This window comes from Streptomyces beihaiensis (assembly GCF_026274175.1).
GTDB classification, from domain to species: Bacteria; Actinomycetota; Actinomycetes; order Streptomycetales; family Streptomycetaceae; genus Streptomyces; species Streptomyces beihaiensis.
In genome coordinates this window covers 1-23,723 of the sequence record NZ_JAPHNL010000008.1, presented here as the reverse complement: position 1 = coordinate 23,723, position 23,723 = coordinate 1, and the positions used below count along the sequence as shown (strand labels likewise).

Sequence of the window (23,723 nt, the reverse complement as noted above, 5' to 3'; positions counted from 1 at the left end):
CCGACAGCAAGCGGACGACGGGGTTGTGTGCGGTCAGGCATCGGCGGTCTCCTTGCCCTGTGCGGTCCGCCAGGCGTGCCCGCGCGTGCACCACCTTCCACCGGCCCGCCGTGCCCAGCAGCTTTGCCGCCGCGGCGCCCCGGTCGGCGCCCAGCAGCAGGTCGACCAGGGCCGCCGTCCGCCGCGCGTCACCCTCCGGCCGCTCCTCCCCGGTCAGCAGGGACAGCAGCACGACACCGGCGCCCGCCAGGGTGTGGTCGCCCGCTCTGCGCTCCGCCGCGGCGAGGCCGAGCGCCCCACCCGGCCCCAGGGCGTACGCCGACAGGTGCGTGCCGTCCACCGTGTCCGACGCCGACGCCGGGGCGGGGGAGGGGCGGTCGGCGCCCGCCCCGACCACCTCCGTCAGCCGGGCGAGCGCGTCCTCGACGGGCCCCGGCGGGCGCGCCCCCGCCACCTGCCGCCGCGCACCGTCCGCTCCGACGAGCACCGCGAACGAACCGGTGTGGCGGGAGAGTTGGCGCAGCACCGCGGGGACCGGGTCGGGCCGTGCCGCGGCCGAGGCGAGCGCCCGCTGGGCCTCGGTGACCCGGTGCAGCTCGGCGTTGCGGGCCTGCGCCATCAGCTCCCACACGGCCCGCGCGACCCCGCTGAACGTCGTGTGCCGCTCCACCTCGAGCAGCGGGAGCCCGCGCCGCTCGCAGGCCACGACCAGCTCCCGCGGCACCGTGTCGTACACGGGCGCCACACCGAAGCCGAGCGCCGCCGCGCCGCCCGCCGCGACGCGGGCCGCGTACGCCTCGAAGTGCTCGGCGCCACCGTCCCGCCGCACCGCCTCACCGGCGTGCACCCCCGCCGTGAGCAGCAGTTCCCCGCCGAGCAGATACGGATACGGGTCGGCCATCTCCGAGGCGTGCGCGCCGTGCACCAGTACGTCGGCGGAGCCCGGACCGGGACCGACGATCAGGCGGAGACCGAGATCGGCGCGGCGGAGCAGGGCGTCGAGCGGAACACCGGGGGTGGGCGGCGGGATTGCGGACACGGTGGACGATTCCTCTACTCGTACGCCATCTACTGAACGAAACGTACACTTCTGTGCCGGGTTCCGACCACTTACTTTTCCGGTAGGTACGGAAGGTACGTCCCACGAAAGAAGGCACGCGCGCCATGACCAGCAGCAACGAGACGCCCCGCGTTCCCGCCGGCCCCACCGGCGCCGTCGGCCCGGTCGACTCCTCCCGCGTCCCCCGCTACGCGGGCCCGGCCACGTTCGCGCGCCTGCCCCGCCTCGACGAGGTCGCCGCCGCCGACGTGGCGGTCGTCGGAGTCCCCTTCGACACCGGTGTCTCCTACCGCCCCGGCGCCCGCTTCGGCGGCAACGCGATCCGTGAGGCCAGCCGCCTGCTGCGCCCCTACAACCCGGCGCAGGACGCCTCCCCGTTCGCGCTCGCCCAGGTCGCGGACGCGGGCGACATCGCCGCCAACCCGTTCGACATCAACGAGGCCGTGGAGACGGTCGAGGCGGCGGCGGACGAGCTGCTCGGCACCGGTGCCCGCATGATGACGCTCGGCGGCGACCACACCATCGCCCTGCCGCTGCTGCGCAGCGTCGCCAAGAAGCACGGCCCGGTCGCCCTGCTCCACTTCGACGCCCACCTGGACACCTGGGACACGTACTTCGGCGCCGCCTACACGCACGGCACGCCGTTCCGCCGCGCGGTCGAGGAGGGCATCCTCGACACGTCGGCCCTCTCGCACGTGGGCACGCGCGGCCCGCTCTACGGCCGGGGCGACCTGACGGACGACGAGAAGATGGGCTTCGGCATCGTCACCTCGGCCGACGTCTACCGGCGTGGCGCCGACGAGGTCGCCGACCAGCTCCGCCAGCGCATCGGCGACCGCCCGCTGTACATCTCCATCGACATCGACTGCCTCGACCCGGCGCACGCCCCCGGCACCGGTACTCCGGAAGCGGGCGGCATGACCTCCCGCGAGCTGCTCGAGATCCTCCGCGGCCTGGCGTCGTGCAACCTGGTGTCGGCGGACGTCGTGGAGGTGGCGCCCGCGTACGACCACGCCGAGATCACGGCCGTCGCCGCGTCGCACACCGCGTACGAGCTGACGACGATCATGTCGCGGCAGATCGCGGAAGCAAGGAACCCGGGCGACGAGTGACGGGCGACCAATGACAGGGGACACGTGACACACGACCACGACCTGGAACTGAGGCCGACGCCGGCCCAGACCGAAGCGGCGCTCGACCCGCCCGCCGGGCGCACCGGCGGCGACCTCGTCCTGGAGACGCTCCACGGCCTGGGCGCCTCGAACGTCTTCGGCCTGCCCGGCCAGCACGCCCTCGGCCTGTTCGACGCGCTGCGCCGCTCGCCGCTGCGGTACGTCGGTCTGCGCATGGAGAACAACGCGGGCTTCGCCGCGGACGCCTACGGCCGGGTGACGGGAGAGGCGGCCCCGCTGCTCCTGTCCACCGGCCCCGGCGCGCTGATGTCGCTCCCGGCGCTGCAGGAGGCGGCGGCGGCCTCGGCGCCCGTGCTGGCCATCGCCAGCCAGGTGCCGGTAGCGGGCCTCGGCGGCGGCCGCCACGGTCACCTGCACGAACTGCGCGACCAGCAGGCGTCGTTCCGGGACGTGGTCAAGTCCGTCCACACCGTCCGCGCCTCGTCCCAGATCCCGTCGGCGGTGGCGGCGGCGTGGCAGTCGGCGCTGACGGCCCCGCACGGCCCGGTGTGGGTGGAGATCCCCGCCGACGTCCTCGCCTCGCCGACCGCGCTGCCGCAAGTGACGGCCCCGGACGCGACCCCGCAGGACCTTGTCCCGCGCCCCGAACTGACGGCGCTGGCAGCACACTTGCTCGCGAACGCCTCCCGCCCGGCGATCATCGCGGGCGGCGGAGTCGTACGGGCCGACGCATCCGGCAAACTCCGCGAACTGGCCGAACGGATCGCGGCGCCGGTCGTCTGCACGTTCGGCGGCAAGGGCGCCTTCCCCTGGGAGCACCCGCTCTCCCTCCAGTCCTGGCTGGAGGACCGCCACACGACGGAGTTCCTGGAGGACGCCGACGTGCTCCTGGTGGTCGGCTCCGGCCTGGGCGAACTCACCTCCAACTATCACACGTTCACCCCGCGCGGCCGGATCGTCCAGATCGAGGCGGACGCGGGCAAACTGGAGTCCAACCACCCGGCCCTCGGCATCCACGCAGACGCCCGCCTCGCGCTCCAGGCGCTCCTGGAAACGGTGGACCGGCGCCCGGACGCGCAGGCCCCGAACCGCGCGGCGGCGCTCCTGAAGTCCGTAAGAGAACGGCTCGACGCCCAGGAACTCGACCTGGAACAGCGGGTGTTGGCGTCGGTACGCGCCGCCCTCCCGCCGCGCGCCGCGTCCTTCTGGGACATGACGATCCTCACCTACTGGGCGTGGTCCGCGTGGCCGGGACCGATGCATTCGGCGCAGGGCGCGGGCGGTCTTGGCTACGCCTACCCGGCGGCCCTCGGCGCGGCGGTCGCCGACCCGACGGCCCCGGTCCTGGCTGTCTCCGGCGACGGCGGCGCCCTGTACTCGATCGCGGAACTGGCCACGGCCCGCCAGTACGACCTGAACGTCACCTGGCTCATCGTCGACGACGGCGGCTACGGCATCCTGCGCGAGTACCTGACGACCACGTTCGGCGCCCCGGCTCCCGAGGCGACGGACCTGACCCGCCCGGACTTCGTCGCCCTCTCCGAGTCCTTCGGCGTCCCGGCGGTCCGCACGACACCGGACCGGCTCCACGCGGACCTGTCGAAGGCCCTGACGGAACCGGGGCCCCGGGTGGTCGTGCTGCCGACGGTGCTGGGTATGTTCGAGGCGACGCACGTCTGATGCGTGCCTGGCCCGGGTGTGACGCGTGCGAGCCGCGTGCGTGACGCACAGGTCACGCACGCGTGATGCATGCGTGATTCATGCGTGACGCATGCGGCGGGAGTGCGGGGGCATGAGCGAGTCATGGGCGACCGGTCGGCTGCCGCGGGCCGTGCGGCCGCGGGCCCGGCCGTGGGCAGCACCCTGGGTGTGCGTGGTCGCGTTGCCGTTCGCGGCCCTGACCAGGAGATGGCGAGGGGATGTCGACGATGAAGAGACGTGGCAAGAGCCGAAGACGTCCGGGTGGACGCCTCAGGGGTCTGTCGTTCGCCGCGCTGACGCTCGGGGTCGCCGCTGTCGTGAGCGCGTGCGGTCCGGACAGCGGGAGCCGCGACAGCGCCGCCCCCGCTCACACGTCGCCCGCCGCCACGGCATCTACCGCGCCCACCACCGCGGCCACCTCCACTGCCGCGCCCGGCCTCGCCACGCCCTCACCCGACGCCCGACCCAAGCCGAAGCCCAAGCCCAAGCCCACGTCGGAGTCGAAACCCAAGCCCAAGCCGAAGCCCGCCGCGCCCACCACCGCGTCTCGTACACGCACCCCGTGGCCTCGCGTCGCCTTCGCCGGGCTGACGTTCGAGGTTCCTCCGGGGTGGACGCTGGCGCGGTACGCCGAGGGCGCCTGCCTGCAACCGGTGCACCGGGCCGGGCTGCCCACGATGTTCGGCTGCGCCGGGATCGTCATCCAGTCCGGCTCCTCCATCGTGGGCAACGAGATGCGCCCCTACCAGCCCCACCAGCCCGGCGGCTGGTACGTGGCCACCGACGTCCAGCCCTGCCCGGTCCACCGGACCCTCCCGGACGGTTCCACCAACCTCGTCACCAGCGGGTCGGGGGCCGCGCCGATCGCGTCCGGCCTACGCCCGGTGGGCAGCCACAAGGCGGACTACGACCGCTGGTCGGCGGCCTGCGCGAGCGGCTACCGCTTCTCGCCCCAGGCGTGGTACCTGCCGGTGTCCCGGGTGCTGTTCCTGGACTACACCGGGCACGCGCAGACGGCTCGGGTGCTGGAGTCGGTCCGCTTCCCCGGCTGACCGCCAGATGCGGTGGGCGGATCGAGAGTCCCCGCCTGCCGGTGTGCTCGGCTGCCCGCCGTGCCGGGCTACCAGATCGCGTCCACCCACTCCGGGTGGTCGATGAACGGATTCCGGTTGTGCTGGTAGTCGTCGTAGATGACCTGGTTGCGGTTCTCCTCGAAGGCGTCCGGCGGGTCCTCGTCGTTCCACTGCTTGAGGACGGAGAGCTTGCCCATGTAGGGCGAGGTGCCGTTGTCGACCTGGTCGTCCATCTTGAGGTCGGGGAAGCCGTCGTCGCCGTCGTAGCGCACGGCCATGTAGAGGATCATGCGTGCCACGTCGCCCTTGACCGCGTCGCGCGGCTCGAACGAGTCGCTGTCGGTCAGTGAGCCGCCGCCGTTGGTGACGGCGCTGCCGCCGTCGTCGAAGTCCTTGTTGCCGCGGATGGAGTTGACTTGGACGTCAGCCGGGCGCAGGTGGTGCAGGTCCGTGCCGGGGCCTGTCGTGGTGCCGAACTCGCCGTGCGACTTGGCCCAGACGTGTTCGCGGTTCCAGTCGCCGACGCTGCCGCCGTTGAGCGACTTCGAGCGGGAGGCGCCGCTGTAGAGCAGGATGACGTCGTTGCTGTTGTTCGGGTCCTGGTCGGTGTGTTTCAGGGCGTCCCAGACCTGGCTGTAGCTGAGCTTGGTCTGGCTGCTGATGATCGTGTGCAGCGCGCTCTTGAGGCTCGCCCCCGTCTTGCCGATCGCGTCCTTGTAGTACGTGTCGTCGTACGAGGTGTTCGTCGCTGTCGCCGTCGTGGCCGTCGTGGCCGTCGTCGCCGTGGTCGCGGCCGCCGTGGTGGCGGCGGTGGCGGTGGCCGCGGGCAGGGTCGCCGTCGCGAGGAGCGCGGCTGCCGTCAGGGCTACGGGTCTCCAGCGGCGGCGGGTCCGTGTACAGACGGAAGTGCGTATCGAGGTCTCGGGCATGTGGGGTGTCCTGTCCGTTCGATCTACGCGGGTTGACTCCGTTCACCGGAGGATGGCATGGACACGTTGCCGGTGGGGTGAACGAACGGAGTCGATTGCGTGTCGGAGTCGGACAACTCCCTTGATCCGTAGGCACATTGAGTGCTCGGCGCGCGCAGTCGCCGTTGTGGTGCCGGAGGTCTTCGCGGCGGCCGGTGCGGCGCGGAGAAGTGTCGCACTTTGAGGTGGAAGTACGACACTTCTCCGCGGTGGGGGTCAGGCGGGCAGGTCGCCGTCGCTGAGGGCGCTGACGAACGAGGCCCAGCTGTCGGCCGACATCACGAGCGCCGGACCGTGCGGGTTCTTGGAGTCGCGGACGGGTACGCCGGACGGGTGGGCGTCCACCACCTCGACGCAGCTGCCGCCCTCGTTGCCGCTGTACGACGACTTGCGCCAGCCGTTCAGTGCGGACGAGTCCAGGATGGTGTGTTCAGTCACGGTGTCCGTACTCCTTCGCTGTCGCCCTCATGAAGGCGAGTGACTCCTTGAGCGGCATCGCGTCGCCCAGTGCCAGATCGTATGCGCCCTCCAGGCGCGCGACCATGGCCGGGGAGTCGTGCACACGGCCGACCTGGATGCCCTCGGAGTACGCGACCGGCGGCTGGTCCTCGAACCGCATCAGGGTCAACATTCCCTGCATGAGCGGAAGGACTCCGAGCCCGAACGGCAGCACGTGGACGCGCACCCGCCCGTCTTCCACCAGCCGGACCATGTGCGTGATCTGCTCCGCCATGACCTCCGGTCCGCCGACCGCCCGTCGCAGCACCGCTTCGTCGAGCATCGCCCAGACCACCGGCCACACCGGATCTTCCAGCACCGTCGCGCGCTTCAGTCGAGTGACGACGAGTTTGTCACGCTCCTCCTGGCTCAGTGGAGGGAACGACGTGCTCAGGGCCGCACGCGCGTACCGCTCCGTCTGAAGGATGCCGGGGACGAACGACAGGGCGAACTCCCTGATCATCACCGCCTGTCGCTCCAGCTCCAGCGCCGCCTCGAAGTAGTCGGCGACCACCGCGTCGTCGTCCGGCAGGAAACTGGTGAGCACGTCCCCGGTGTTGAGGGCCTTGTCCAGGCGCCTCGCGTCCTCCTTCGACGGGGTGCGGCGGCCCGCCTCGATATGGGCGATGTGCGAACGCGTCATGATCGCCGCGTCCGCCAGCTGTTGCTGTGTCCAGCCGCGCGCTTCGCGCTGTGTCCTGATCCACTCGCCGTAGGCATTGTTCATGCGGCGCCAACTCCCGTGTGACAGATGCGTCGTCGCATCGGACCCACTGGTCAGGCTACGCCGGGCCACTGCACTGTGTGAGTGATTCGCTACACAGCGAACACGTCGGTCAGTCAGGAGTTGAAGTCACGATGATCTACGCCACCGGTTCCGTCGGTTCCGTCGACGACGGTCGTGCCGCCCGTCTGCTGCCCTGGGGCTCGCTGGAGGGCAAGCCCTGCTACCTCCTGGCGGACGGCAGCGGGGGCGGCTACGTCTCCCGTGTCGCCGACAACGTGGAGTCCGTTCAGCTCGGCATGGCCGGCGACCTGCTCGATCACGCCGTGGACCTGTTGGACGACAGCGAGGCGACAGCGGACCAACTCCACTTTCTCGCCTCCCGATTGGCCGAGTCGCTGTTCGACGTGCGCCGTATCGCCCGTAGCCGGGGCGCGCGCCTCGCCTCTGAGGGGGATGCCGGGGACGACCGGGACGACGTGGACGACGAGGGTTGAACCGGAACGGGCCGTCCCTGGTAGCAAGTTCGACTCTGCTGCCAGGGACCGACCCGCTGTTACTCGACGTCGCTCGGGTCCAGGCGGTACAGGGACGACGAGGTGGAGGACGACGAACTCGCCGACGACGAGCCGCTCTTGCTGTACTCGCTCGCCTTCACCTTCGTGCCGTGCGCCTTCACCCACGCCGTCACCGCGGAGCTGACGTCGTTGCCGCCGCCCATCGGGCCGCCGCCACCCATGCCGCTTCCGCCGACCTGGATGTAGTGCAACTGCCCGCTCTTGACCAGCTTCTTGAGCTTGGCGACCGTCATGCCCTTGTCGGAGCCGGTGAAGCCGTACATCGAGATGACCGGCTTCTTCGTGCTGAGCACCAGCCGCGCGGCGGACTGCGAGTTCGACACCGCGAGCAGCCACTCGGCGCCGTCCTGGTGCTTCTCCAGGTAGGCGATCATGTCGCTGTCGACGGCGCCGCCCATCGGACCGCCGCCGCCCAAACGGCCGCCGCCCTGGCCTTCGCCGTTCCGCAGGCCCTCCTGCCCGCCACCGGGCATCTCGCCGCCGCCGGACCGCTGCCCGCCGCCCGGCATGCCGCTGCCGCCGGACCGCTGCCCGCCGCCCGGCGTCCCGCCGCTGCCTCCCGGCGTCTCGCCGCCGCCCGGCATCTGGCCGCCGCCCGCCGTCTCACCGCCACCGGCGAGCTCGCCCCGGCGCCCGCCGGGGAACCCGCCCCGGCCGCCGCCGGGCCCACCCATGCCGTTCCCGGTCGTGGGCCCGGCCGTCGGGTTCGTACCGCCCATGCCGCCGCCGGTGCCCGAGGAGAGCGGCTCCGACCAGGCGTACGCCGCCGGGCCCGCGAGCCCTGCGACGAGCGCCGCCGTCACGGACACGGCGAGCAGCCGCGGCCGCCGCCCCGATACCATGCGGAAGACGAGAAGCCCCGCGACCGCCGCCGCCATGAGCAGCGCGACCGTCGGCCACAGCCAACTGTTCCAGCCGGACGCGCGGCGCAGCAGCACGACCGCCCACAGCCCGGTCACGCCGAGCGCCACCGGCAGCACCCACGCCCACCGCTTGTCCGTACGGAAGGCGCGCAGCAGCATCACGCCGCCGCCACCGCACAGCGCGGCGACGCCCGGCGCCACGGCTGTCGTGTAGTACGGGTGCATGGTGCCCTCGGCCGTGGCGAACGTGACGTAGTGCAGCACCAGCCAGCCGCCCCACAGCACAAGACCGGCCCGCGTCATGTCCGTGCGCGGCGCGCGGCCGCACAGCACCAGGCCGCCGACGAGCGCGATCGCCGCGAACGGGATCAGCCAGGAGATCTGGCCGCCCAGGACGTCGTTGAAGAGACGGCCGAGGCCCGCCGAACCGGCGAAGGTGGCGCCGCCCCCGCCGCCTCCGCCCCCGCCGTTGCCCTCGCCGCCGAGGATCCGGCCGAAGCCGTTGTAACCGAAGATCAGGTTCCAGGCCGTGCCGTCCGTGGAGCCGCCGATGTAGGGGCGCTCGTCGGCGGGGATCATCGAGACGGCCGTGGCCCACCAGAAGCTGCTGACCGCGAGCACCACGGTGGCCAGCACCAGGTTGCGGATCTTGCGGCCCCAGCCGAGCCCGGACGCGTACACGTACACCGCGAAGACCGCGGGCAGCGCGATGTAGCCCTGCAGCATCTTCGTGTTGAAGGCCAGGCCGAAGCAGGCGGCCGACGCGAGCAGCGGCAGCAGGCGGCCGTCGCGGGTGGCGCGCAGCGCGAGGGCCGCGCCGCCCACCATCAGCAGGAGCAGGATGGTGTCCGGGTTGTTGTCCCGGTCGATCGCGACCGTGATCGGGGTCAGGGCCAGGACCAGCGCGGCGACGGCCGCCGCCGCGTGTCCCCACACCCGCTTCACCGACGCGTGCAGGATCCAGATCGTGCCGAGCCCGGCCCCGATCTGCGGCAGCATCATCTGCCAGGTGCCGAACCCGAAGATCCGGCAGGACAGGCTCATCACCATCAGGGCGAGCGGCGGCTTGTCCACGGTCAGGAAGTTGCCCGCGTCGATGGAGCCGAAGAACCATGCCTTCCAGCTCTGTGTGCCGCTGTAGACGGCGGCGCTGTAGAAGCTGTTCAGGCCGCCCGACGACAGGTTCCAGGCGTACAGGACCGCCGCGAGCGCCAGGACGGCGAGCAGCGCCGGGAGCGACCAGCGCGGCGTGGCGCGCGCGGCGGCCGGTGGCTCGACCGGTGGCGGCGGTACGGGGACGGGCGGGTACGGCGGATGCGATTCGATGGCTGAGGTCACCGCAGCACCGTGCACGGCCGGGGTGGGCGTGGGCTGTGCCGAACCTTGGCGCCGCCTGTGCATGTGGACCGTGGTCCCGTCCGTGGACGTGGACCGGGTGACCGTCCGCGCACGGGGATCACGCCCGGCCGTCACCCTTCGTGATCGCGGGATGAAATCCGCCGCCGCCTGTGTTGGCCCTTCGGCAGATCTGTACAGCGGAGCGGGAGGCAGCGCGGCGTGGCGGAGAAACGGGGCTGGGCGAAGCGGCTGGCGGGGTACGCCTGGCGCTATCCCAAGGACGTCGTGCTGGCGCTCGGGGCGTCGCTCGGCGGCATGGCCGTCATGGCGCTCGTACCACTGATCACCAAGGTCATCATCGACGACGTCATCGGCGACCACTCCCGCTCCATGGGCGTGTGGGTCGGGCTGCTGCTCGGCTCCGCCGCCGTCGTCTACGCGATGACGTACATCCGCCGCTACTACGGCGGCCGCCTCGCCCTCGACGTCCAGCACGACCTGCGCACCGAGATGTACGGGACGATCACCCGGCTCGACGGGCGGCCTCAGGACTCGCTCTCCACCGGCCAGGTCGTCGGCCGCGCCACCAGCGACCTTCAGCTGATCCAGAGCCTGCTGTTCATGCTGCCGATGACCATCGGGAACATCCTGCTGTTCCTCGTCTCGCTCGTCATCATGGCGTGGCTCTCGCTGCCGCTCACCCTGGTCGCGCTCGCCGTCGCCCCGGCCGTCTGGTTCATCGCCAAGCGCAGCCGCGCCCGCCTCCACCCGGCCACCTGGTACGCGCAGGCGCAGGCCGGCGCGGTGGCCGGCGCGGTCGACGGGGCCGTCAGCGGCGTACGCGTCGTCAAGGGGTTCGGGCAGGAGGAGCAGGAGACCGGGAAGCTCAAGGAGGTCGGGCGGCGGCTCTTCGCGGGACGCCTGCGCACCATCCGGCTCAACTCCAAGTTCACCCCGGCCCTACAGGCCGTGCCCGCCCTCGGGCAGGTCGCGATGCTGGCGCTCGGCGGCTGGCTGGCCGTGCGCGGCCAGATCACGCTCGGCGCGTTCGTCGCCTTCTCCAGTTATCTGGCCCAGCTGGTCGGTCCGGTGCGGATGCTCGCCATGGTCCTCACGGTCGGGCAGCAGGCCCGCGCGGGTGTCGAACGCGTCCTGGAACTCATCGACACCGAGCCGTCCATCGAGGACGGAACCCGGGAACTTCCGGCCGACGCCCCGGCCACGGTCGAGTTCGACGACGTGTCGTTCGCTTACGGCAGCCCCGACACGGACGAGGGCGCGGCGGGAGCCCACCCCGTCCTCGACGGCCTCTCCTTCTCCATCCGCGCGGGTGAGACGCTCGCCGTCGTCGGCTCCTCCGGCTCCGGCAAGTCGACCGTCTCCCTGCTCCTTCCGCGCTTCTACGACGTCACGCGCGGCGCCGTCCGTGTCGGCGGCCACGACGTGCGCGAGCTGACGTTCGCGTCGCTGCGCGCCGCGATCGGACTCGTGCCGGAGGACTCGTTCCTGTTCTCCGACACCGTGCGCGCCAACATCGCCTACGGCGTCCCGGACGCCACGGACGAACAGATCCGGGCGGCCGCGCGCGCCGCCCAGGCCGACCGGTTCATATCCGAGCTGCCCGACGGCTACGACACCAAGGTCGGCGAGCACGGGCTCACCCTCTCCGGCGGCCAGCGCCAGCGCGTCGCGCTCGCCCGCGCCATCCTCACCGACCCGCGGCTGCTCGTCCTCGACGACGCCACATCCGCCGTGGACGCCCGCGTCGAGCACGAGATCCACGAGGCGCTGCGCGGCGTCATGGCCGGGCGCACCACCCTGCTCATCGCGCACCGCCGCTCCACCCTCAACCTCGCCGACCGTATCGCCGTGCTCGACGCCGGCCGCCTCGCCGCGATCGGCACCCACGACGAACTGACCGCCACCTCCCCGCTCTACCGGCGCCTGCTCACCGACCCGGACGAGCTCGGCGGTGTCTCGCCCGGCCACACCCCCACCGGGGCCGAGCTCGACGACGAGTGCGACGACACCTGCGTACGGGACGAACTGGACGCCGAGTTCGACGCCGAGCGGGGCATCACGCCGCGCCTGTGGACCGGAGACCGCGAGCCGAAGGACGCCGGGCTCGCCCAGGCGCCCGCCACACCCGAACTGCTCGCCCGGGTCGCCGCGCTGCCACCCGCCACCGACACCCCGGACGTCGACGAGGCACGGGCCGTGGAACCCGAGGACTCGTACGGGCTTCGCCGCCTGCTGCGCGGGTTCGGCGGGGCGCTGCTGCTGGCGCTGCTGCTGGTCGCCGTCGACGCGGGCGTCGGCCTGCTGCTGCCGATCCTGATCCGGCACGGCATCGACGACGGCGTCTCGCGGCTCGCGCTCGGCGCGGTGTGGACGGCGTCCGCCCTCGCGCTCCTCGCGGTCGTCGTCCAGTGGGCCGCGCAGATCGGCGAGACCCGCATGACGGGCCGCACCGGCGAACGCGTCCTGTACGCGCTGCGCCTGAAGATCTTCGCCCAGCTCCAGCGGCTCGGCCTCGACTACTACGAGCGCGAGCTGACCGGCCGCATCATGACCCGCATGACCACGGACGTCGACGCGCTGTCGACGTTCCTGCAGACGGGGCTCGTCACCGCGTTCGTCTCCGTCGTCACGTTCCTCGGCATCATGGCCGCGCTGCTCGTCCTCGACGTACAGCTCGCCCTCGTCGTGTTCGCGACGCTGCCGCCGCTGATCGCCGGCACGTTCTTCTTCCGGCGCGCGAGCGTGAAGGCGTACTCGCTGGCGCGTGAGCGCGTCTCCGTCGTCAACGCCGACCTCCAGGAGACCGTGGCCGGGCTGCGGATCGTGCAGGCGTTCCAGGGCGAGCGCGCGGGCGGCCGGCGGTTCGCCGGGGCCAGCTCGGAGTACCGCACGGCGCGGGTGCGCGGGCAGTGGCTGATCTCCGTCTACTTCCCGTTCGTGCAGCTCCTGTCGTCCGTGGCCGCGGCCGCCGTGCTGATCGTCGGCGCGCACCGCGTGGAGGCGGGCACCCTGACCACCGGCGCGCTCGTCGCCTATCTCCTCTACATCGACCTGTTCTTCGCGCCCGTCCAGCAGCTCTCCCAGGTCTTCGACGGCTACCAGCAGGCCACGGTCTCGCTCGCCCGCATCCAGGAACTGCTGCGCGAGCCGACGTCGACGACGGCCGCCGCGTCGCCGCGCGCGGTGGACTCGCTGCGCGGCGAGATCGCCTTCGAGCACGTGGACTTCGCGTACGGGGCCGGTTCCGGGGCCGGTTCCGGTTCCGGGGACGACGCCGCGGCGGAGAACGCCCTGCGCGACGTCGACCTGCGCATCCCCGCCGGGCAGACGGTCGCCTTCGTCGGCGAGACCGGAGCGGGCAAGTCGACCCTCGTCAAGCTCGTCGCCCGCTTCTACGACCCGACCGGCGGCCGGGTCACCGTCGACGGCACCGACCTGCGCGAACTCGACCTGACGGCCTACCGGCACCGGCTCGGCGTCGTCCCGCAGGAGGCGTACCTCTTCCCGGGCACCGTCCGCGACGCCATCGCGTACGGGCGCCCGGACGCGAGCGACGCGGAGGTGGAGGCGGCGGCACGTGCGGTCGGCGCCCACGACATGATCGCCACGCTCGACGGCGGCTACCTCCACGAGGTGGCCGAACGCGGCCGCAACCTCTCCGCGGGGCAGCGACAGTTGATCGCGCTGGCCCGCGCCGAACTGGTCGACCCCGACGTGCTGCTGCTCGACGAGGCGACCGCCGCGCTCGACCTCGCCACCGAGGCCCAGGTCAACCAGGCCACCGACCGCCTCGCCGGGCAGCGCACCACGCTCGTCGTCGCCCACCGCCTGACGACCGCGGCCCGCGCCGACCGGGTCGTCGTCATGGACCACGGCCGGGTCGCGGAGGACGGCACCCACGACGAACTCCTCGCGCTCGACGGCCGGTACGCACGGTTGTGGCGGACCTTCGTCGGTGAGGGGGCTGAGGGGGCCGCAGGGGCTGGCGGGGCCGCGGGCGCCGAGGACGCCGACGCGGCGGGCGTGGCCGCCTGAGCCCTGTGCCGGGCGTGGCCGCCTGAGTCTCGTGCCGGGCGTCACGTCCAGTGCAACCACTCGTCCGAGCCAGGCGTCCGTACAGCCGTACGGGGATGCCAACGATGTCAGAGCGACGGGCGTGAACGGGAGGGGCTCGCGTGCGAAGAGGTGAGGACGGTGGCATACGCCGGGCGTCCGGTGTCCTGGCCGCCCTGCTGACGGCGGCCCTGCTGGTCCTGGCGGGGCCGACCGCCAGTACCGCGCACGCCGCGGCGAGACCCGTCTGCGCCGGGCACAAGGTCCGCACCCTGCACTTCGCCACCGGCAGCACCGTCGTCTACCGCAACGGCGGCTATGTCTGCGTCGTCACCCGCACCCGTCACCCCGGCATCCGTACATACATGTCGGTCTCGGTCCAGGCGCGCGGCAACCGGCCCGTGAGCGACCACGGCCGCTTCGTCGAGCGGGCGGGCCCGGTCACCGTGCACGCGGGACACCGCCGCATCCGGGTGACCGGGCGGGTGGGCGCGAAATCGGTGGCCACGGGCTGGTTCCACGCCTGAGCGGACTACACGGCGGCCCTGCCGCTCACAGCCGCACCGCGCACCCGACGGGCCGAGCCCCGCCCAACGTCACGTACAGATCGGTCTTCTTGGGGCAGTCGGCGCGCGCCACCACCGCCGACGCGACCCGGAACTCCGGCTTGTGCGGCCCCGACCCGTCGCAGGCCGTCTCGCGTACCTGGCCCGCGCCCGTCGCGTACACGCAGTCGCCGACGACGGTGCGCGGCCCGCCCCCGCCGCCCGGGTCGCCGGGGTGCGGAGCCTCCAGGGCGCGCATGCAGGCGTATCCTTTCGCCACCGTGCCGTCGCCGCTCTCGCTGATGTGCACCACGAAGTCCGTGTACGGCGGGCAGGCCGGGCCGCCCGCGGGCGGCCCCGAGTACCGCGCCGTCACCCGCGCCACGGCCCGCTCACTGCCGCACGACACCTCGTAGAACGTCGTACGCCCCCGGGCCCCGCACTCACCCACGGCCAGGAACACGGCCCCGTACCCGGAGGGCGAGCCGACGCTGACGCCCGCGGGGGACGCGAGACCCCGCCCCCCGGACCCGGCGGCCGCCCGCTGACAGCCCGCGAGCGCGAGCGCCAGCAGTGGCACCGCGCACACTGCCTTCACCGTCTTCACCGTCCGCCCGCGCATGGCACCAGCGTGACCCGCCAGAGGAGACGCGTGTCGGCATCGCCCGGGGATTCGCCCCTTCGAGGGGAAGGGAGCAGATCAGTACGAAAGGCCGTACTCGATCGGGACGGCTCAGCCCGGAGCCGGCTCCCCGAGGCACGCCCCGCCCGCTTCGCGCAGCGCCGCGGCCATGGCCCTGATGGCCGGACGCCGGGACGCGCCCTCGCGCCACAGGGCGTAGACACGGCGACGGGGGAGGGGATCGAGCCGGGCCGTGGCGACGCCGGGCGGCAGCGTGCCGCGGCCGAGCCTGGGCACGACGGCGATGCCGAGCCCCGCGGCGACGAGCGCGATGAGCGTGGGATTCTCGTCGGCCTGGTGGACGATGTCCGGCTCGTGCCCGGCGGCGCGCATGGTCCGTACGAGCCAGTCGTGGCACACCCGCCCCGGCGGCTGCGACACCCACCGCTCGCCGCCCAACTGCTCACGCCGTACGGTCTTTTGCCCGGCGAGCCGGTGACCGTCGGGCACCAGCAGGTCGCACAGGTCGTCGCCGAGCACAACCTGTTCGAGTCCGGCGGGCGAGGGCAGTGGCGCGATGTCCCAGTCGTGCGCGACGACCAGGTCGACGGCGCCCTTCGCGACCAGGTCGACCGACAGATGCGGGTCGACCTCGCTGAGGTGCGCGTCCACGGCGGGATGCTCGACGGCCAGCGCGGCGAGCGCACCCGGCAGCAGACCGCGTGCGGCCGACGGGAAGGAGGCGATGCTCAGCCGCCCTGCGGGCACCCCGCGCCGTTCCTCGATCCCGGTCTCGGCCCGCTCGACGATAGCCATCAACTCCCTTGCGGTAGCGACGAGTTGATGAGCATCGTCGGTGAGCCGCACGCCCCGCCCGGCGCGTTCGAGCAGCGTCGTCCTGGTCTCCCGTTCCAGCTTCTGGATCTGCTGGGACACGGCGGAGGCGGTGTAGCCGAGCGCGTTCGCGGCGGCGCCGACGCTGCCGTGGACGGAGACGGCGTGCAGGGCGCGCAGCCGTTGCAGATCGAGCACGACGAACGCCACCTCTCATTAGTCTTCCTTCATCCAATCATGCAGGAATCATCGCTGGTGCTACATGGTCGTGGCGGGTGATCCTCGACGCATGAGACCCGCACACACCGGCCTCGCCGTCCTGGTCACCGCCCTGTGGGGCGTGAACTTCGTCGTCATCGACGTCGGCCTGGCCCACGTCCCGCCGCTGCTCTTCTGCGCCCTGCGCTTCGCGTTCGCCGCGCTGCCCGCCGTGTTCCTGGTGGGGCGGCCGTGTGTGCGGTGGCGGTGGGTGGTGGCGGTCGGACTCGCGTTGGGCGTGGGCAAGTTCGGCCTGCTGTTCATCGGTATGAACCAGGGCATGCCGGCCGGCCTGTCGTCACTGGTCCTTCAGGCACAGGCGGTCTTCACCGCACTGATCGCGTTCGCGTTCCTCGGCGAGCGCCCCGGCCGGGTCCGCGCGCTCGGCATGGTGGTGGCGGTGGCCGGGATCGTGGTGGCGGCGGTGGACGAAGGGGGCTCGGGCCCGTTGGCGGCGTTCGCGCTGGTCGTCGTGGCGGCGGCGTTCTGGGGCGTGTCGAACGTCCTGACCCGCAAGGCGGCGCCCGGCCGCGCCTTCAACTTCATGGTCTGGTCGAGCGCGGTCCCGGTGCTGCCGCTGCTGGGGTTGTCGCTCCTGTTCGAGGGCCCGGCGCGGGAGGGGAGGGCGCTGGCCGGCCTGGACGTACAGGGCGTGTCGGCGATCCTGTTCGTGGCACTGGTCGCCACCCTGTTCGGCTTCGGCACCTGGAGCCACCTGCTGCGCCGCTACGACGCGTCGACCGTGGCCCCGTACTCCCTCCTGGTCCCGGTCTTCGGCATGACGTCGTCGGCGGTGCTGCTCGGCGAGCAGGTGAGTGCGTCGCGGTGGTGCGCGGGGGTGCTGCTGGTGGGCGGGGTGGCCTTGACGAGCACGGGCGGCCTGAAACGGCGCGCGACCGCGTCTGCCGCCGCCGCTTCGAACCCCTTGCTCACGCAGCCTCGTTGAGCAGCCGCCCCAGGTGAGCCCGCCCGTCCGCGAGCAACCCGGAAAGCGGCGCGGCCGACGCGTACCACCGCGCCTCGTACTCCCAGCACAACCACCCGTCCCACCCGCCCCGACTGAGCACCTCCACACACTCACCGAGCGGCAGCACCCCCGCCCCGAGCGCGAGCGGCACCGTGTCGTCGGGCCCGGCGATGTCCTTGACCTGTACGTATCCGAGGTGCGGGCCGAGGGCCGCGTACGAGGCGGAGGGCTGCTCGCCGCCGAGCCAGGTGTGCATGACGTCCCAGAGCGCACCGACCCCGGGCCGCCGCACGGCGTCGAGGACCCGTGCCGCCGCCGCGCCGGTGCGATGCGAGTCGTGGGTCTCCAGGAGAACCCGTACGCCGCGCTCCTCGGCGTACGGGGCGGCGGCGGTGAGGCGCCGCACGGCGTGGGCGTCGGCCTTCCCGGGGCCCTGTTCGCCGCCGCCGGGGAACACCCGGACGTACGGGGCGCCCAGGTCGTGCGCCAGGTCGACCAAAGCGTGCACCTCGTCGACGACCGGCCCGTCCTCGCCCGCCTCCGCCACACGCGCGTACCCGGCGACACCGACGACCTCCACGCCCCCCGCGCGGAACGCGGCGACGGCGTCGCCCCGTTCACGCGCGCCGACGCCGGGGTGAACCGGCTCCTCGGGGTGGGCGCGCAGCTCCACCCCGTGGTAGCCGTTCGTGGCCGCGAGCCGCACGACGTCGGTCAGGGGCAGACCGGGAACACCGAGAGTGGAGAACGCCAGCTTCATGGCCGGGACCTTACCTGTCCGACCGGTCGTCACCAGGCCGCCGTCACCGGGAGGACCGGACGGGTCACTCCGCCGTCCGGTGCAGCGGCGGCCGCCAGTGCTGCCCGACCAGATCCGCGCCGAAGAACCGGTGCGGCTGCGGGCCCACGAGCACGAACCCGTGCCGCAAGGAGATCGAACGGGCCCCGGCGAGCACGTCGTCCGTCCACCGACCACGTTTTCGGAGCGGGCCCCGCACGACCGCGGTGACTGGACTGGACCGTTACTCGTCGTCCTCGACCAGCCGGTCGACTACCGCGCCGAGGACGCTCGAACGGCGTCGGCCGTCCCAGCCTTTGCTCAGCACCGCGTCCATCGCTGCCCCCTCGACCGCAGATCGCGCACCGTATGCCGGCGTAATACCGGCGTACCGGCGTACTTACATTACGGTGCGTCGTAGGAGCGTTCGGCAAGGGCCGGGTGGCGTGGTGCCGCCGCGAGCAGCACGGGCCGCTACGCGTAGAACCGCGAAATGCTCCGCAGCACGCACGCCGGTTTCGTGCCGCCCTCGATCTCGATCGTGCCGTCCACCGCCACCTGCACGCCACCGCCCGGCACCTCGTCCACCGCCGCGAGCCGCGCCGTCAGGCGGAGGCGGGAGCCCGCGGGGACGGGGGCGGGGAAACGGACCTTGTCCAGGCCGTAGTTGACCTTGGTTGTCACGCCCCGGACGTCGAGGAGCTCCGTGAAGAGCGGGATGAAGAGGGAGAGGGTCAGGTAGCCGTGGGCGACGGGGCCGCCGAACGGGCCCGCCGCCGCCCGCTCCGGGTCCGTGTGGATCCACTGGTGGTCGTCCGTCGCGTCGGCGAACGTGTTGATGCGGGTCTGGTCGACGTCCAGCCAGGCGCTGCTGCCCAAGTCGCTGCCGGCGAGCTTGCGGAGGGCGTCGAGGCCGTCGACGGTGATGGTGTTGTCGCTCATGTCGTCTTTCTTCTCCCTATTTTCTTCGCTGTCAGGGGCGGGGGCCGTACAGGCGGCGGACCTCCGGCTTGCGGAGCTTCCCCGAGGCCGTGCGGGGGAGTTCGGTGGCCACCACCACCGACTTCGGGATCTTGTACTTGGCCAGGCGGCCGGTCAGGAAGGGCAGGAGGGTCTCCCGGGACACGGCGCTGCCCTCGCGGGGGACCACGACCGCTCGGCCCACCTCGCCCCACGTCGCGTCGGGTACACCGATGACCGCGCACTCGGCGACGTCCGGGTGGGCGAGCAGGGCGTCCTCGACCTCCGCCGGGTAGATGTTCTCGCCGCCCGAGACGATCATGTCCTTGAGGCGGTCGACGATCGTCACGTAGCCGTCCGTGTCCACGCGGGCCGCGTCGCCCGTGTGCAGCCAGCCCTCCGTGAAGGCCGCCGCGCTCTCCTCCGGCAGGCCCCAGTAGCCGGGCATGACGTGCGGGCCGCGCACCACCACCTCGCCGGTCTCGCCGGGCTCCGCCTGGCTCAGGTCCGGCCGCACCACCCGTACGTCGCTGAAGAAGTGCGGCACACCCGCCGAACCGGCCTTGCTCAGCGCGTGTTCGGCGTCCAGGAAGAGGGTGCCGGGGGACGCCTCCGTCATGCCGTAGCCCTGGAGGAACGTCAGTCCGCGGTCCTGGTACGCGGAGATCAGGCGCGTCGGCACGGGGGCGCCGCCGCACGTCAGCAGCCGCAGGGACGTCAGGTCGGCTGTCGCCCAGCCCGCCTCACGGGTCAGCAGCTCGAACATCGTCGGCACGCCGAACATGACCGTCACCCGGTGCCGCTCGATCAGTTCCAGCGTCCGTGTCGGGTGGAAGGAGCCGACCAGCACGCACGCGCCACCCTTGAGCAGCACCGGGAGCGTCAGCATGTTCAGGCCCGCCGTGTGGAACAACGGGGCGTTGACCAGGGCTACTTCGTCGGTCGTCAGGTCCTCGTCGACCAGGACGTTGACCGCGTTCCAGGTGATGTTGCCGTGTGTGAGCATCGCGCCCTTGGGGCGGCCCGTCGTGCCCGAGGTGTACATGATCAGGCACAGGTCGTCCGGGCCGACAGGCTCGTCCAGCACATCCGCGGGCGCCGCCGCGAGCGCGTCCTCGTACTCCGTCCCGCCCACCGGCAGGCGCAGGCGTACGCCCGGGCCGTCCGGCAGCTCGGCCCGACCCGCCTCGTGGAGCAGCGCGCAGGCCCCCGAGTCCGTCAGCTGGTAGGCGAGTTCGGGCGTGCTCAGCCGGGTGTTGAGCGGGACGAAGACCGCGCCGAGCAGGCCCGCCGCGAACAGCGTCTCCAGGTACGACGGGTGGTTCGGCGACACGTAGGCGACACGGTCGCCGCGCCGCACTCCGCGCGCGTGCAGCGCGTGGGCGAGACGTGTGGCGCGTTCGTGCAGAGCCGCGTACGAGTACCGGACGCCGTCGTGGATCAGAGCCGTGCGGTGCGGGGTCTTGCGGGCCCGGCGCGCGGGCCACGACCCCAGTCCCTCGTTGCGCATCCACTGCCTCCTGGTGGCTACTGCCTACGGTCGGGCGGGCGTCGTCAGGCCGAGCAGCCGCGCCGCGTTCTCCTTGAGGATCTTGGGGCGTACCGCGTCCTTGATCTCCAGCTTCGCGAAGTCGGCGAGCCAGCGGTCCGGTGTCAGCACCGGGTAGTCCGAGCCGAACAGGACCTTGTCCTTGAGTAGCGTGTTCGCGTACTGGATCAGTTGCGGCGGGAAGTACTTCGGGGACCAGCCCGACAGGTCGATGTGGACGCCCGGCTTGTGTGTGGCGACGGCGAGCGCCTCGTCCTGCCAGGGGAACGACGGGTGCGCCAGGATGATCTTCAGGTGCGGGAAGTCGGCCGCCACGTCGTCCACGTGGAGAGGGTTCGAGTACTTCAGGCGGATTCCGGCGCCGCCCGGTACGCCCGCGCCGATGCCGGTCTGGCCGGTGTGGAAGAGGGCGATCGTGCCCGTCTCCTCGATGACCTCGTACAACGCGTACGCCACGGAACGGTCGTTGGGGAAGAAGCCCTGGATGGAGGGGTGGAACTTGAAGCCCTTCACCCCGTACTCCTCGACCATGCGGCGCGCCTGCCGCACGCCCGCCCTGCCGCGGAACGGGTCGATCGAGGCGAAGGGGATCAGCGTGTCGGGGTGGGCGGCCGCGGCCTCGGCGACCTCCTCGTTCGGGACCGGTTCCGTGCCCGTCGCCGAAAGGGCGTCGACCGTGAAGACGACCGCTGCCATGTTCCGTTCCCGGTAGTAGGCGGCCATCTCCTCCAGGGTCGGTTTGCGGTCGCCCTCGACCTTGAAGTACGCGCTGGAGGCGGCGTGCAGGTCGTCGGCGAGGGAGGCGTGACCCCGCGACGAGACCTCGGCGTGCGTGTGGACGTCGATCGCGGTCAGCTCGTCCACGTTCATGGTGGCCGCCGTGCTCATCGGGACTCCGGTGCGGCCGGGACGGCCGGTGCGGGGATGCCGACCGTCTGCGGTTCGCGGCCCACCGACGTGGGGAACGCGTCGGCGAGCGCCTCCGGGCTCCAGCCGCCGTCCGCGTACGCGCTGGCGATCTCCTGCGGGTGCGACCAGAGCGAGAGCTTGTCGCCGCCGATGCCGATGCACTGGCCGGTGACCGTGCGGGCCGCGTCGGAGGCCAGGTAGGCGACCAGGCCCGCGCAGTCCTCGGGCGTGCCGAAGCCCTCGCCCTTGCGCAGCGCGTCCGGCAGCGGGGTGCCGTCGGTGCGCAGCGCCTCCACGTACGGGGCGAACGCCGGGATCGTCTCGGTCATCGCGGTCGCGGCGACCGGCACCACGGCGTTGACGGTGATGTGCGCGCGGGCCAGTTCCATCGACCACGTACGGGCCATCGCGGCGATGCCCGCCTTGGCCGCCGCGTAGTTGGTCTGGCCGAAGTTGCCGCGCTGGCCGGCCGGGGAGGCGATCAGGACCAGGCTGCCGCCCTCGCCCTGCTCGCGCATGCGCACGGCGGCGGCGCGGGCGCAGGTGAACGTGCCGCGCAGGTGGGTCGTGATCACCGCGTCGAAGTCGTCGTCGGTCATCTTCCACAGGACCCGGTCGCGCAGGATGCCCGCGTTGGTGACCATCACGTCGAGCCTGCCGTACGTCGACACGGCCCGCTCGACGAGTCGTTCGGCGGCCTCCGTGGCGCCCACGGGGACGACCTCGGCGACGGCGGTGCCGCCCGCCGCCGTGATCGCCTTCACCGCCTGCTCGGCGACGTCGGCGTCCACGTCGTTGACGACGACCCGGGCGCCGGAGCGGGCGAGAGCGGTGGCGTAGGCGAGGCCGAGGCCGCGGCCGCTGCCGGTGACGACGGCGACCTTGCCCGTGAGGTGGGTTGCGTTCGTGGCTGTATCCGTGTCTGGCATGGGAAGGAAGCTAAGACCAATAATTGTTGTCGTCAATAGTTGCTGTGACCTTGATTTTGGCTCATGCTGGCAGCACCACGATCGGATCGATGGAACGAACCTGGAGCCCGCCATCACTGACAACCAGGCGCCCTGGATGCGCGCCCTGCACGCCGACACCGGCTATCTCCTCTACCGCCTCGGCCTGCACTCGGGGCGGCTGTTCAACGCCACCCTGGAGGAGTTCGGGCTGCGGCTGCGGCACTACGCGATGCTGCGCTACCTCGCCACGGTCGAGGGCGCGCTCCAGCGGGAGTTGAGCGAGCGTCTCGGCTACGACCCGAGCGCCATCGTCAGCCTCGTCGACGACCTCCAGAGCCTCGGCCTCGTCGAACGGCAGCCCGCCCCCGGCGACCGCCGCAGCCGCGTCGTCGTGCTCACCGAGCGCGGCGCCGAGGTGCTGCGCGACACCGACAAGGGCAGTCGCCGCGTCACCGAGCAGCTGCTCGCCCCGCTCGATCCGGCCGAGCGCGAGACGTTGCAGCAACTCCTCGCCCGCGTCGCGGAATCCGCGCGGGACTGACGGCCGTGCGGTCAGGGCCGGGCGGCCCTGGGCCGGACGTCCAGGGGCCGGACGTCCAGGGGGTGGGCGTTCAGGAGTCAGACGCGCAGGGGCCGGACGTCCAGGGGGTGGGCGTTCAGGAGTCAGACGCGCAGGGGTCGGGCGTTCAGGAGTCAGACGCGCAGGGGGCGGGCGTCCAGGGGTCGGACGGTCAGAAGTCAGACGCGCAGGCGGCGGGCGGCCCGGGGGAGGGGCGGCGCTCGGCCGCGCAACGGCTGCTCGCCGTCCTCTCCGCCTTCGACCACAGCAGGCCCGCCCTCTCCCTCAGCGCCATCGCCCGCCGCGCCGCACTGCCGCTCGCCACGGGCCACCGGCTCGTCGGCGAACTCGCCGCGTGGGGCGCCCTGGAGCGCGACGCCTCTGGCCTCTACCACGTCGGCCCGAAGGTGCGGGAGCTGGCCGCGCTCGCCCCCCGCCCGCCCACCCCACACGGCCCCGCCCTGCGCGAGGCCGCGCTACCGTGCCTGACGGATCTCAGCGAGGCGACGGGCGCGCGGGCGCAACTCGCGGTGCGGGAGGGCCGGTACGCCGTGTGTGTGCTCGCCGTACCCGGTGGCGCGGCGGGGACACGCACCCCGGGCGGCGCCCGCACGCTCCTGCCCGCCACCGCGGCCGGCCGGGTGCTGCTCGCCGCGCGCGCCGCGTCCGAGCGGCAGCTCACGGACGACGTGCTGTCCGTCGCGGCCCCGGTGTTCGGCCCGCTCGGCGACGTGGTGGCGGCCGTGGCGGTCGTGGCCGCGGCACAGGGAGTGCGGCCGCAC

The 23,723-nt window shown here is 72.6% G+C and carries 22 protein-coding genes; 9 read left to right on the top strand and 13 right to left on the bottom strand.

Translation table 11 applies throughout. The features are described 5' to 3' along the window. The coding region (locus OFY01_RS01770; RefSeq protein ID WP_266595600.1) for a PucR family transcriptional regulator ligand-binding domain-containing protein at positions 1–1,039 on the bottom strand (1,039 nt) is incomplete at its 3' end. Positions 1,040–1,164: 125 nt separating this feature from the next. On the opposite strand from OFY01_RS01770, the gene speB reads away from it, so the two are divergent. From speB to OFY01_RS01755, 3 genes are all read left to right on the top strand, one after another. Beyond that, a complete protein-coding gene (speB, locus tag OFY01_RS01765; RefSeq protein WP_266595598.1) occupies positions 1,165–2,172 on the top strand; it encodes an agmatinase in 1,008 nt (335 codons plus the stop codon). Positions 2,173–2,196: 24 nt separating this feature from the next. Next, positions 2,197–3,873, top strand: a complete 1,677-nt coding sequence (locus tag OFY01_RS01760; protein ID WP_266595597.1) for a thiamine pyrophosphate-binding protein — start codon at positions 2,197–2,199, stop codon at positions 3,871–3,873. Between the two features lie 239 nt (positions 3,874–4,112). Next, a complete protein-coding gene (locus OFY01_RS01755; RefSeq protein ID WP_266595596.1) occupies positions 4,113–4,946 on the top strand; it encodes a hypothetical protein in 834 nt (277 codons plus the stop codon). Positions 4,947–5,014: 68 nt separating this feature from the next. On the opposite strand, the gene OFY01_RS01750 is transcribed toward OFY01_RS01755, so the two are convergent. The 3 genes from OFY01_RS01750 to OFY01_RS01740 all read right to left on the bottom strand — a co-directional run bounded on the left by OFY01_RS01750 (position 5,015) and on the right by OFY01_RS01740 (position 7,160). Further along, a complete protein-coding gene (locus OFY01_RS01750) occupies positions 5,015–5,896 on the bottom strand; it encodes an endonuclease I family protein (protein ID WP_266595594.1) in 882 nt (293 codons plus the stop codon). Positions 5,897–6,151: 255 nt separating this feature from the next. Beyond that, on the bottom strand, positions 6,152–6,373 hold the full coding sequence (locus OFY01_RS01745) for a DUF397 domain-containing protein (RefSeq protein WP_266595592.1): 222 nt from the start codon (positions 6,371–6,373) through the stop codon (positions 6,152–6,154). Further along, entirely contained in the window at positions 6,366–7,160 is a 795-nt protein-coding gene (locus tag OFY01_RS01740) for a helix-turn-helix domain-containing protein (RefSeq protein WP_266595590.1), read from the bottom strand. Before OFY01_RS01740 ends, OFY01_RS01745 begins: the two co-directional genes overlap by 8 nt. Positions 7,161–7,291: 131 nt before the next feature. Between OFY01_RS01740 and OFY01_RS01735 the strand changes: the two genes are divergently transcribed. After that, positions 7,292–7,654 (top strand): hypothetical protein, encoded by a 363-nt coding sequence (locus tag OFY01_RS01735; protein ID WP_266595588.1) that lies wholly within the window; start codon positions 7,292–7,294, stop codon positions 7,652–7,654. A gap of 59 nt (positions 7,655–7,713) precedes the next feature. Here OFY01_RS01735 and OFY01_RS01730 read toward each other — a convergent pair whose 3' ends face one another. Continuing rightward, the gene (locus tag OFY01_RS01730; protein WP_266595586.1) at positions 7,714–9,936 is read right to left on the bottom strand and encodes a mannosyltransferase YkcB-related protein; all 2,223 of its coding nucleotides are present in this window, start codon (positions 9,934–9,936) and stop codon (positions 7,714–7,716) included. Positions 9,937–10,155: 219 nt separating this feature from the next. Between OFY01_RS01730 and OFY01_RS01725 the strand changes: the two genes are divergently transcribed. Further along, a complete protein-coding gene (locus OFY01_RS01725) occupies positions 10,156–13,992 on the top strand; it encodes an ABC transporter ATP-binding protein (RefSeq protein WP_266595584.1) in 3,837 nt (1,278 codons plus the stop codon). Positions 13,993–14,132: 140 nt separating this feature from the next. Continuing rightward, positions 14,133–14,537: a hypothetical protein gene (locus OFY01_RS01720; RefSeq protein ID WP_266595583.1), complete on the top strand. Its 405-nt coding sequence runs from the start codon at positions 14,133–14,135 to the stop codon at positions 14,535–14,537. 25 nt (positions 14,538–14,562) lie between these two features. Here the strand turns inward: OFY01_RS01720 and OFY01_RS01715 are convergent, their stop codons facing one another. Together OFY01_RS01715 and OFY01_RS01710 are read right to left on the bottom strand one after the other, a co-directional pair. Further along, positions 14,563–15,177: a hypothetical protein gene (locus OFY01_RS01715; protein ID WP_266595582.1), complete on the bottom strand. Its 615-nt coding sequence runs from the start codon at positions 15,175–15,177 to the stop codon at positions 14,563–14,565. 111 nt (positions 15,178–15,288) lie between these two features. Continuing rightward, positions 15,289–16,209, bottom strand: coding sequence for a LysR family transcriptional regulator (locus OFY01_RS01710; RefSeq protein WP_266595606.1), 921 nt, complete (start codon positions 16,207–16,209; stop codon positions 15,289–15,291). Between the two features lie 91 nt (positions 16,210–16,300). On the opposite strand from OFY01_RS01710, the gene OFY01_RS01705 reads away from it, so the two are divergent. Next, the gene (locus tag OFY01_RS01705) at positions 16,301–17,215 is read left to right on the top strand and encodes an EamA family transporter (protein ID WP_266595580.1); all 915 of its coding nucleotides are present in this window, start codon (positions 16,301–16,303) and stop codon (positions 17,213–17,215) included. Here the strand turns inward: OFY01_RS01705 and OFY01_RS01700 are convergent. The 6 genes from OFY01_RS01700 to OFY01_RS01675 form a co-directional block, all read right to left on the bottom strand. After that, positions 17,199–17,996 carry a sugar phosphate isomerase/epimerase family protein gene (locus tag OFY01_RS01700; RefSeq protein ID WP_266595578.1) on the bottom strand — a complete coding sequence of 266 codons (798 nt, stop codon included), beginning with the start codon at positions 17,994–17,996 and terminating at the stop codon, positions 17,199–17,201. The two genes, OFY01_RS01705 and OFY01_RS01700, sit on opposite strands and share 17 nt — an antisense overlap. Before the next feature lie 64 nt (positions 17,997–18,060). After that, positions 18,061–18,192 carry a hypothetical protein gene (locus tag OFY01_RS01695; protein WP_323135462.1) on the bottom strand — a complete coding sequence of 44 codons (132 nt, stop codon included), beginning with the start codon at positions 18,190–18,192 and terminating at the stop codon, positions 18,061–18,063. Between the two features lie 296 nt (positions 18,193–18,488). Further along, positions 18,489–18,956, bottom strand: coding sequence for a MaoC family dehydratase (locus OFY01_RS01690; protein WP_266595576.1), 468 nt, complete (start codon positions 18,954–18,956; stop codon positions 18,489–18,491). A gap of 31 nt (positions 18,957–18,987) precedes the next feature. Next, positions 18,988–20,484 (bottom strand): acyl-CoA synthetase, encoded by a 1,497-nt coding sequence (locus OFY01_RS01685; RefSeq protein WP_266595574.1) that lies wholly within the window; start codon positions 20,482–20,484, stop codon positions 18,988–18,990. A gap of 24 nt (positions 20,485–20,508) precedes the next feature. After that, positions 20,509–21,393: an amidohydrolase family protein gene (locus OFY01_RS01680; RefSeq protein ID WP_266595604.1), complete on the bottom strand. Its 885-nt coding sequence runs from the start codon at positions 21,391–21,393 to the stop codon at positions 20,509–20,511. A gap of 14 nt (positions 21,394–21,407) precedes the next feature. Continuing rightward, complete coding sequence (locus OFY01_RS01675) at positions 21,408–22,361, bottom strand: SDR family NAD(P)-dependent oxidoreductase (protein WP_266595572.1); 954 nt, start codon at positions 22,359–22,361, stop codon at positions 21,408–21,410. 136 nt (positions 22,362–22,497) lie between these two features. Here OFY01_RS01675 and OFY01_RS01670 point away from each other — a divergent pair, with 136 nt between their 5' ends. Next, positions 22,498–22,923: a MarR family winged helix-turn-helix transcriptional regulator gene (locus OFY01_RS01670; RefSeq protein WP_266595570.1), complete on the top strand. Its 426-nt coding sequence runs from the start codon at positions 22,498–22,500 to the stop codon at positions 22,921–22,923. 107 nt (positions 22,924–23,030) lie between these two features. Then, the coding region (locus OFY01_RS01665; protein WP_323135461.1) for a helix-turn-helix domain-containing protein at positions 23,031–23,723 on the top strand (693 nt) is incomplete at its 3' end.

Excerpts from the sequence above, each read along its gene's own strand:
- speB (WP_266595598.1), top strand. The coding sequence starts at position 1,165 with ATGACCAGCAGCAACGAGACGCCCCGCGTTCCCGCCGGCCCCACCGGC.
- OFY01_RS01755 (WP_266595596.1), top strand. The coding sequence starts at position 4,113 with ATGTCGACGATGAAGAGACGTGGCAAGAGCCGAAGACGTCCGGGTGGA.
- OFY01_RS01750 (WP_266595594.1), bottom strand. The coding sequence starts at position 5,896 with ATGCCCGAGACCTCGATACGCACTTCCGTCTGTACACGGACCCGCCGC.
- OFY01_RS01740 (WP_266595590.1), bottom strand. The coding sequence starts at position 7,160 with ATGAACAATGCCTACGGCGAGTGGATCAGGACACAGCGCGAAGCGCGC.
- OFY01_RS01735 (WP_266595588.1), top strand. The coding sequence starts at position 7,292 with ATGATCTACGCCACCGGTTCCGTCGGTTCCGTCGACGACGGTCGTGCC.
- OFY01_RS01715 (WP_266595582.1), bottom strand. The coding sequence starts at position 15,177 with ATGCGCGGGCGGACGGTGAAGACGGTGAAGGCAGTGTGCGCGGTGCCA.
- OFY01_RS01705 (WP_266595580.1), top strand. The coding sequence starts at position 16,301 with ATGAGACCCGCACACACCGGCCTCGCCGTCCTGGTCACCGCCCTGTGG.
- OFY01_RS01700 (WP_266595578.1), bottom strand. The coding sequence starts at position 17,996 with ATGAAGCTGGCGTTCTCCACTCTCGGTGTTCCCGGTCTGCCCCTGACC.
- OFY01_RS01690 (WP_266595576.1), bottom strand. The coding sequence starts at position 18,956 with ATGAGCGACAACACCATCACCGTCGACGGCCTCGACGCCCTCCGCAAG.
- OFY01_RS01685 (WP_266595574.1), bottom strand. The coding sequence starts at position 20,484 with ATGCGCAACGAGGGACTGGGGTCGTGGCCCGCGCGCCGGGCCCGCAAG.
- OFY01_RS01680 (WP_266595604.1), bottom strand. The coding sequence starts at position 21,393 with ATGAACGTGGACGAGCTGACCGCGATCGACGTCCACACGCACGCCGAG.
- OFY01_RS01675 (WP_266595572.1), bottom strand. The coding sequence starts at position 22,361 with ATGCCAGACACGGATACAGCCACGAACGCAACCCACCTCACGGGCAAG.
- OFY01_RS01670 (WP_266595570.1), top strand. The coding sequence starts at position 22,498 with ATGCGCGCCCTGCACGCCGACACCGGCTATCTCCTCTACCGCCTCGGC.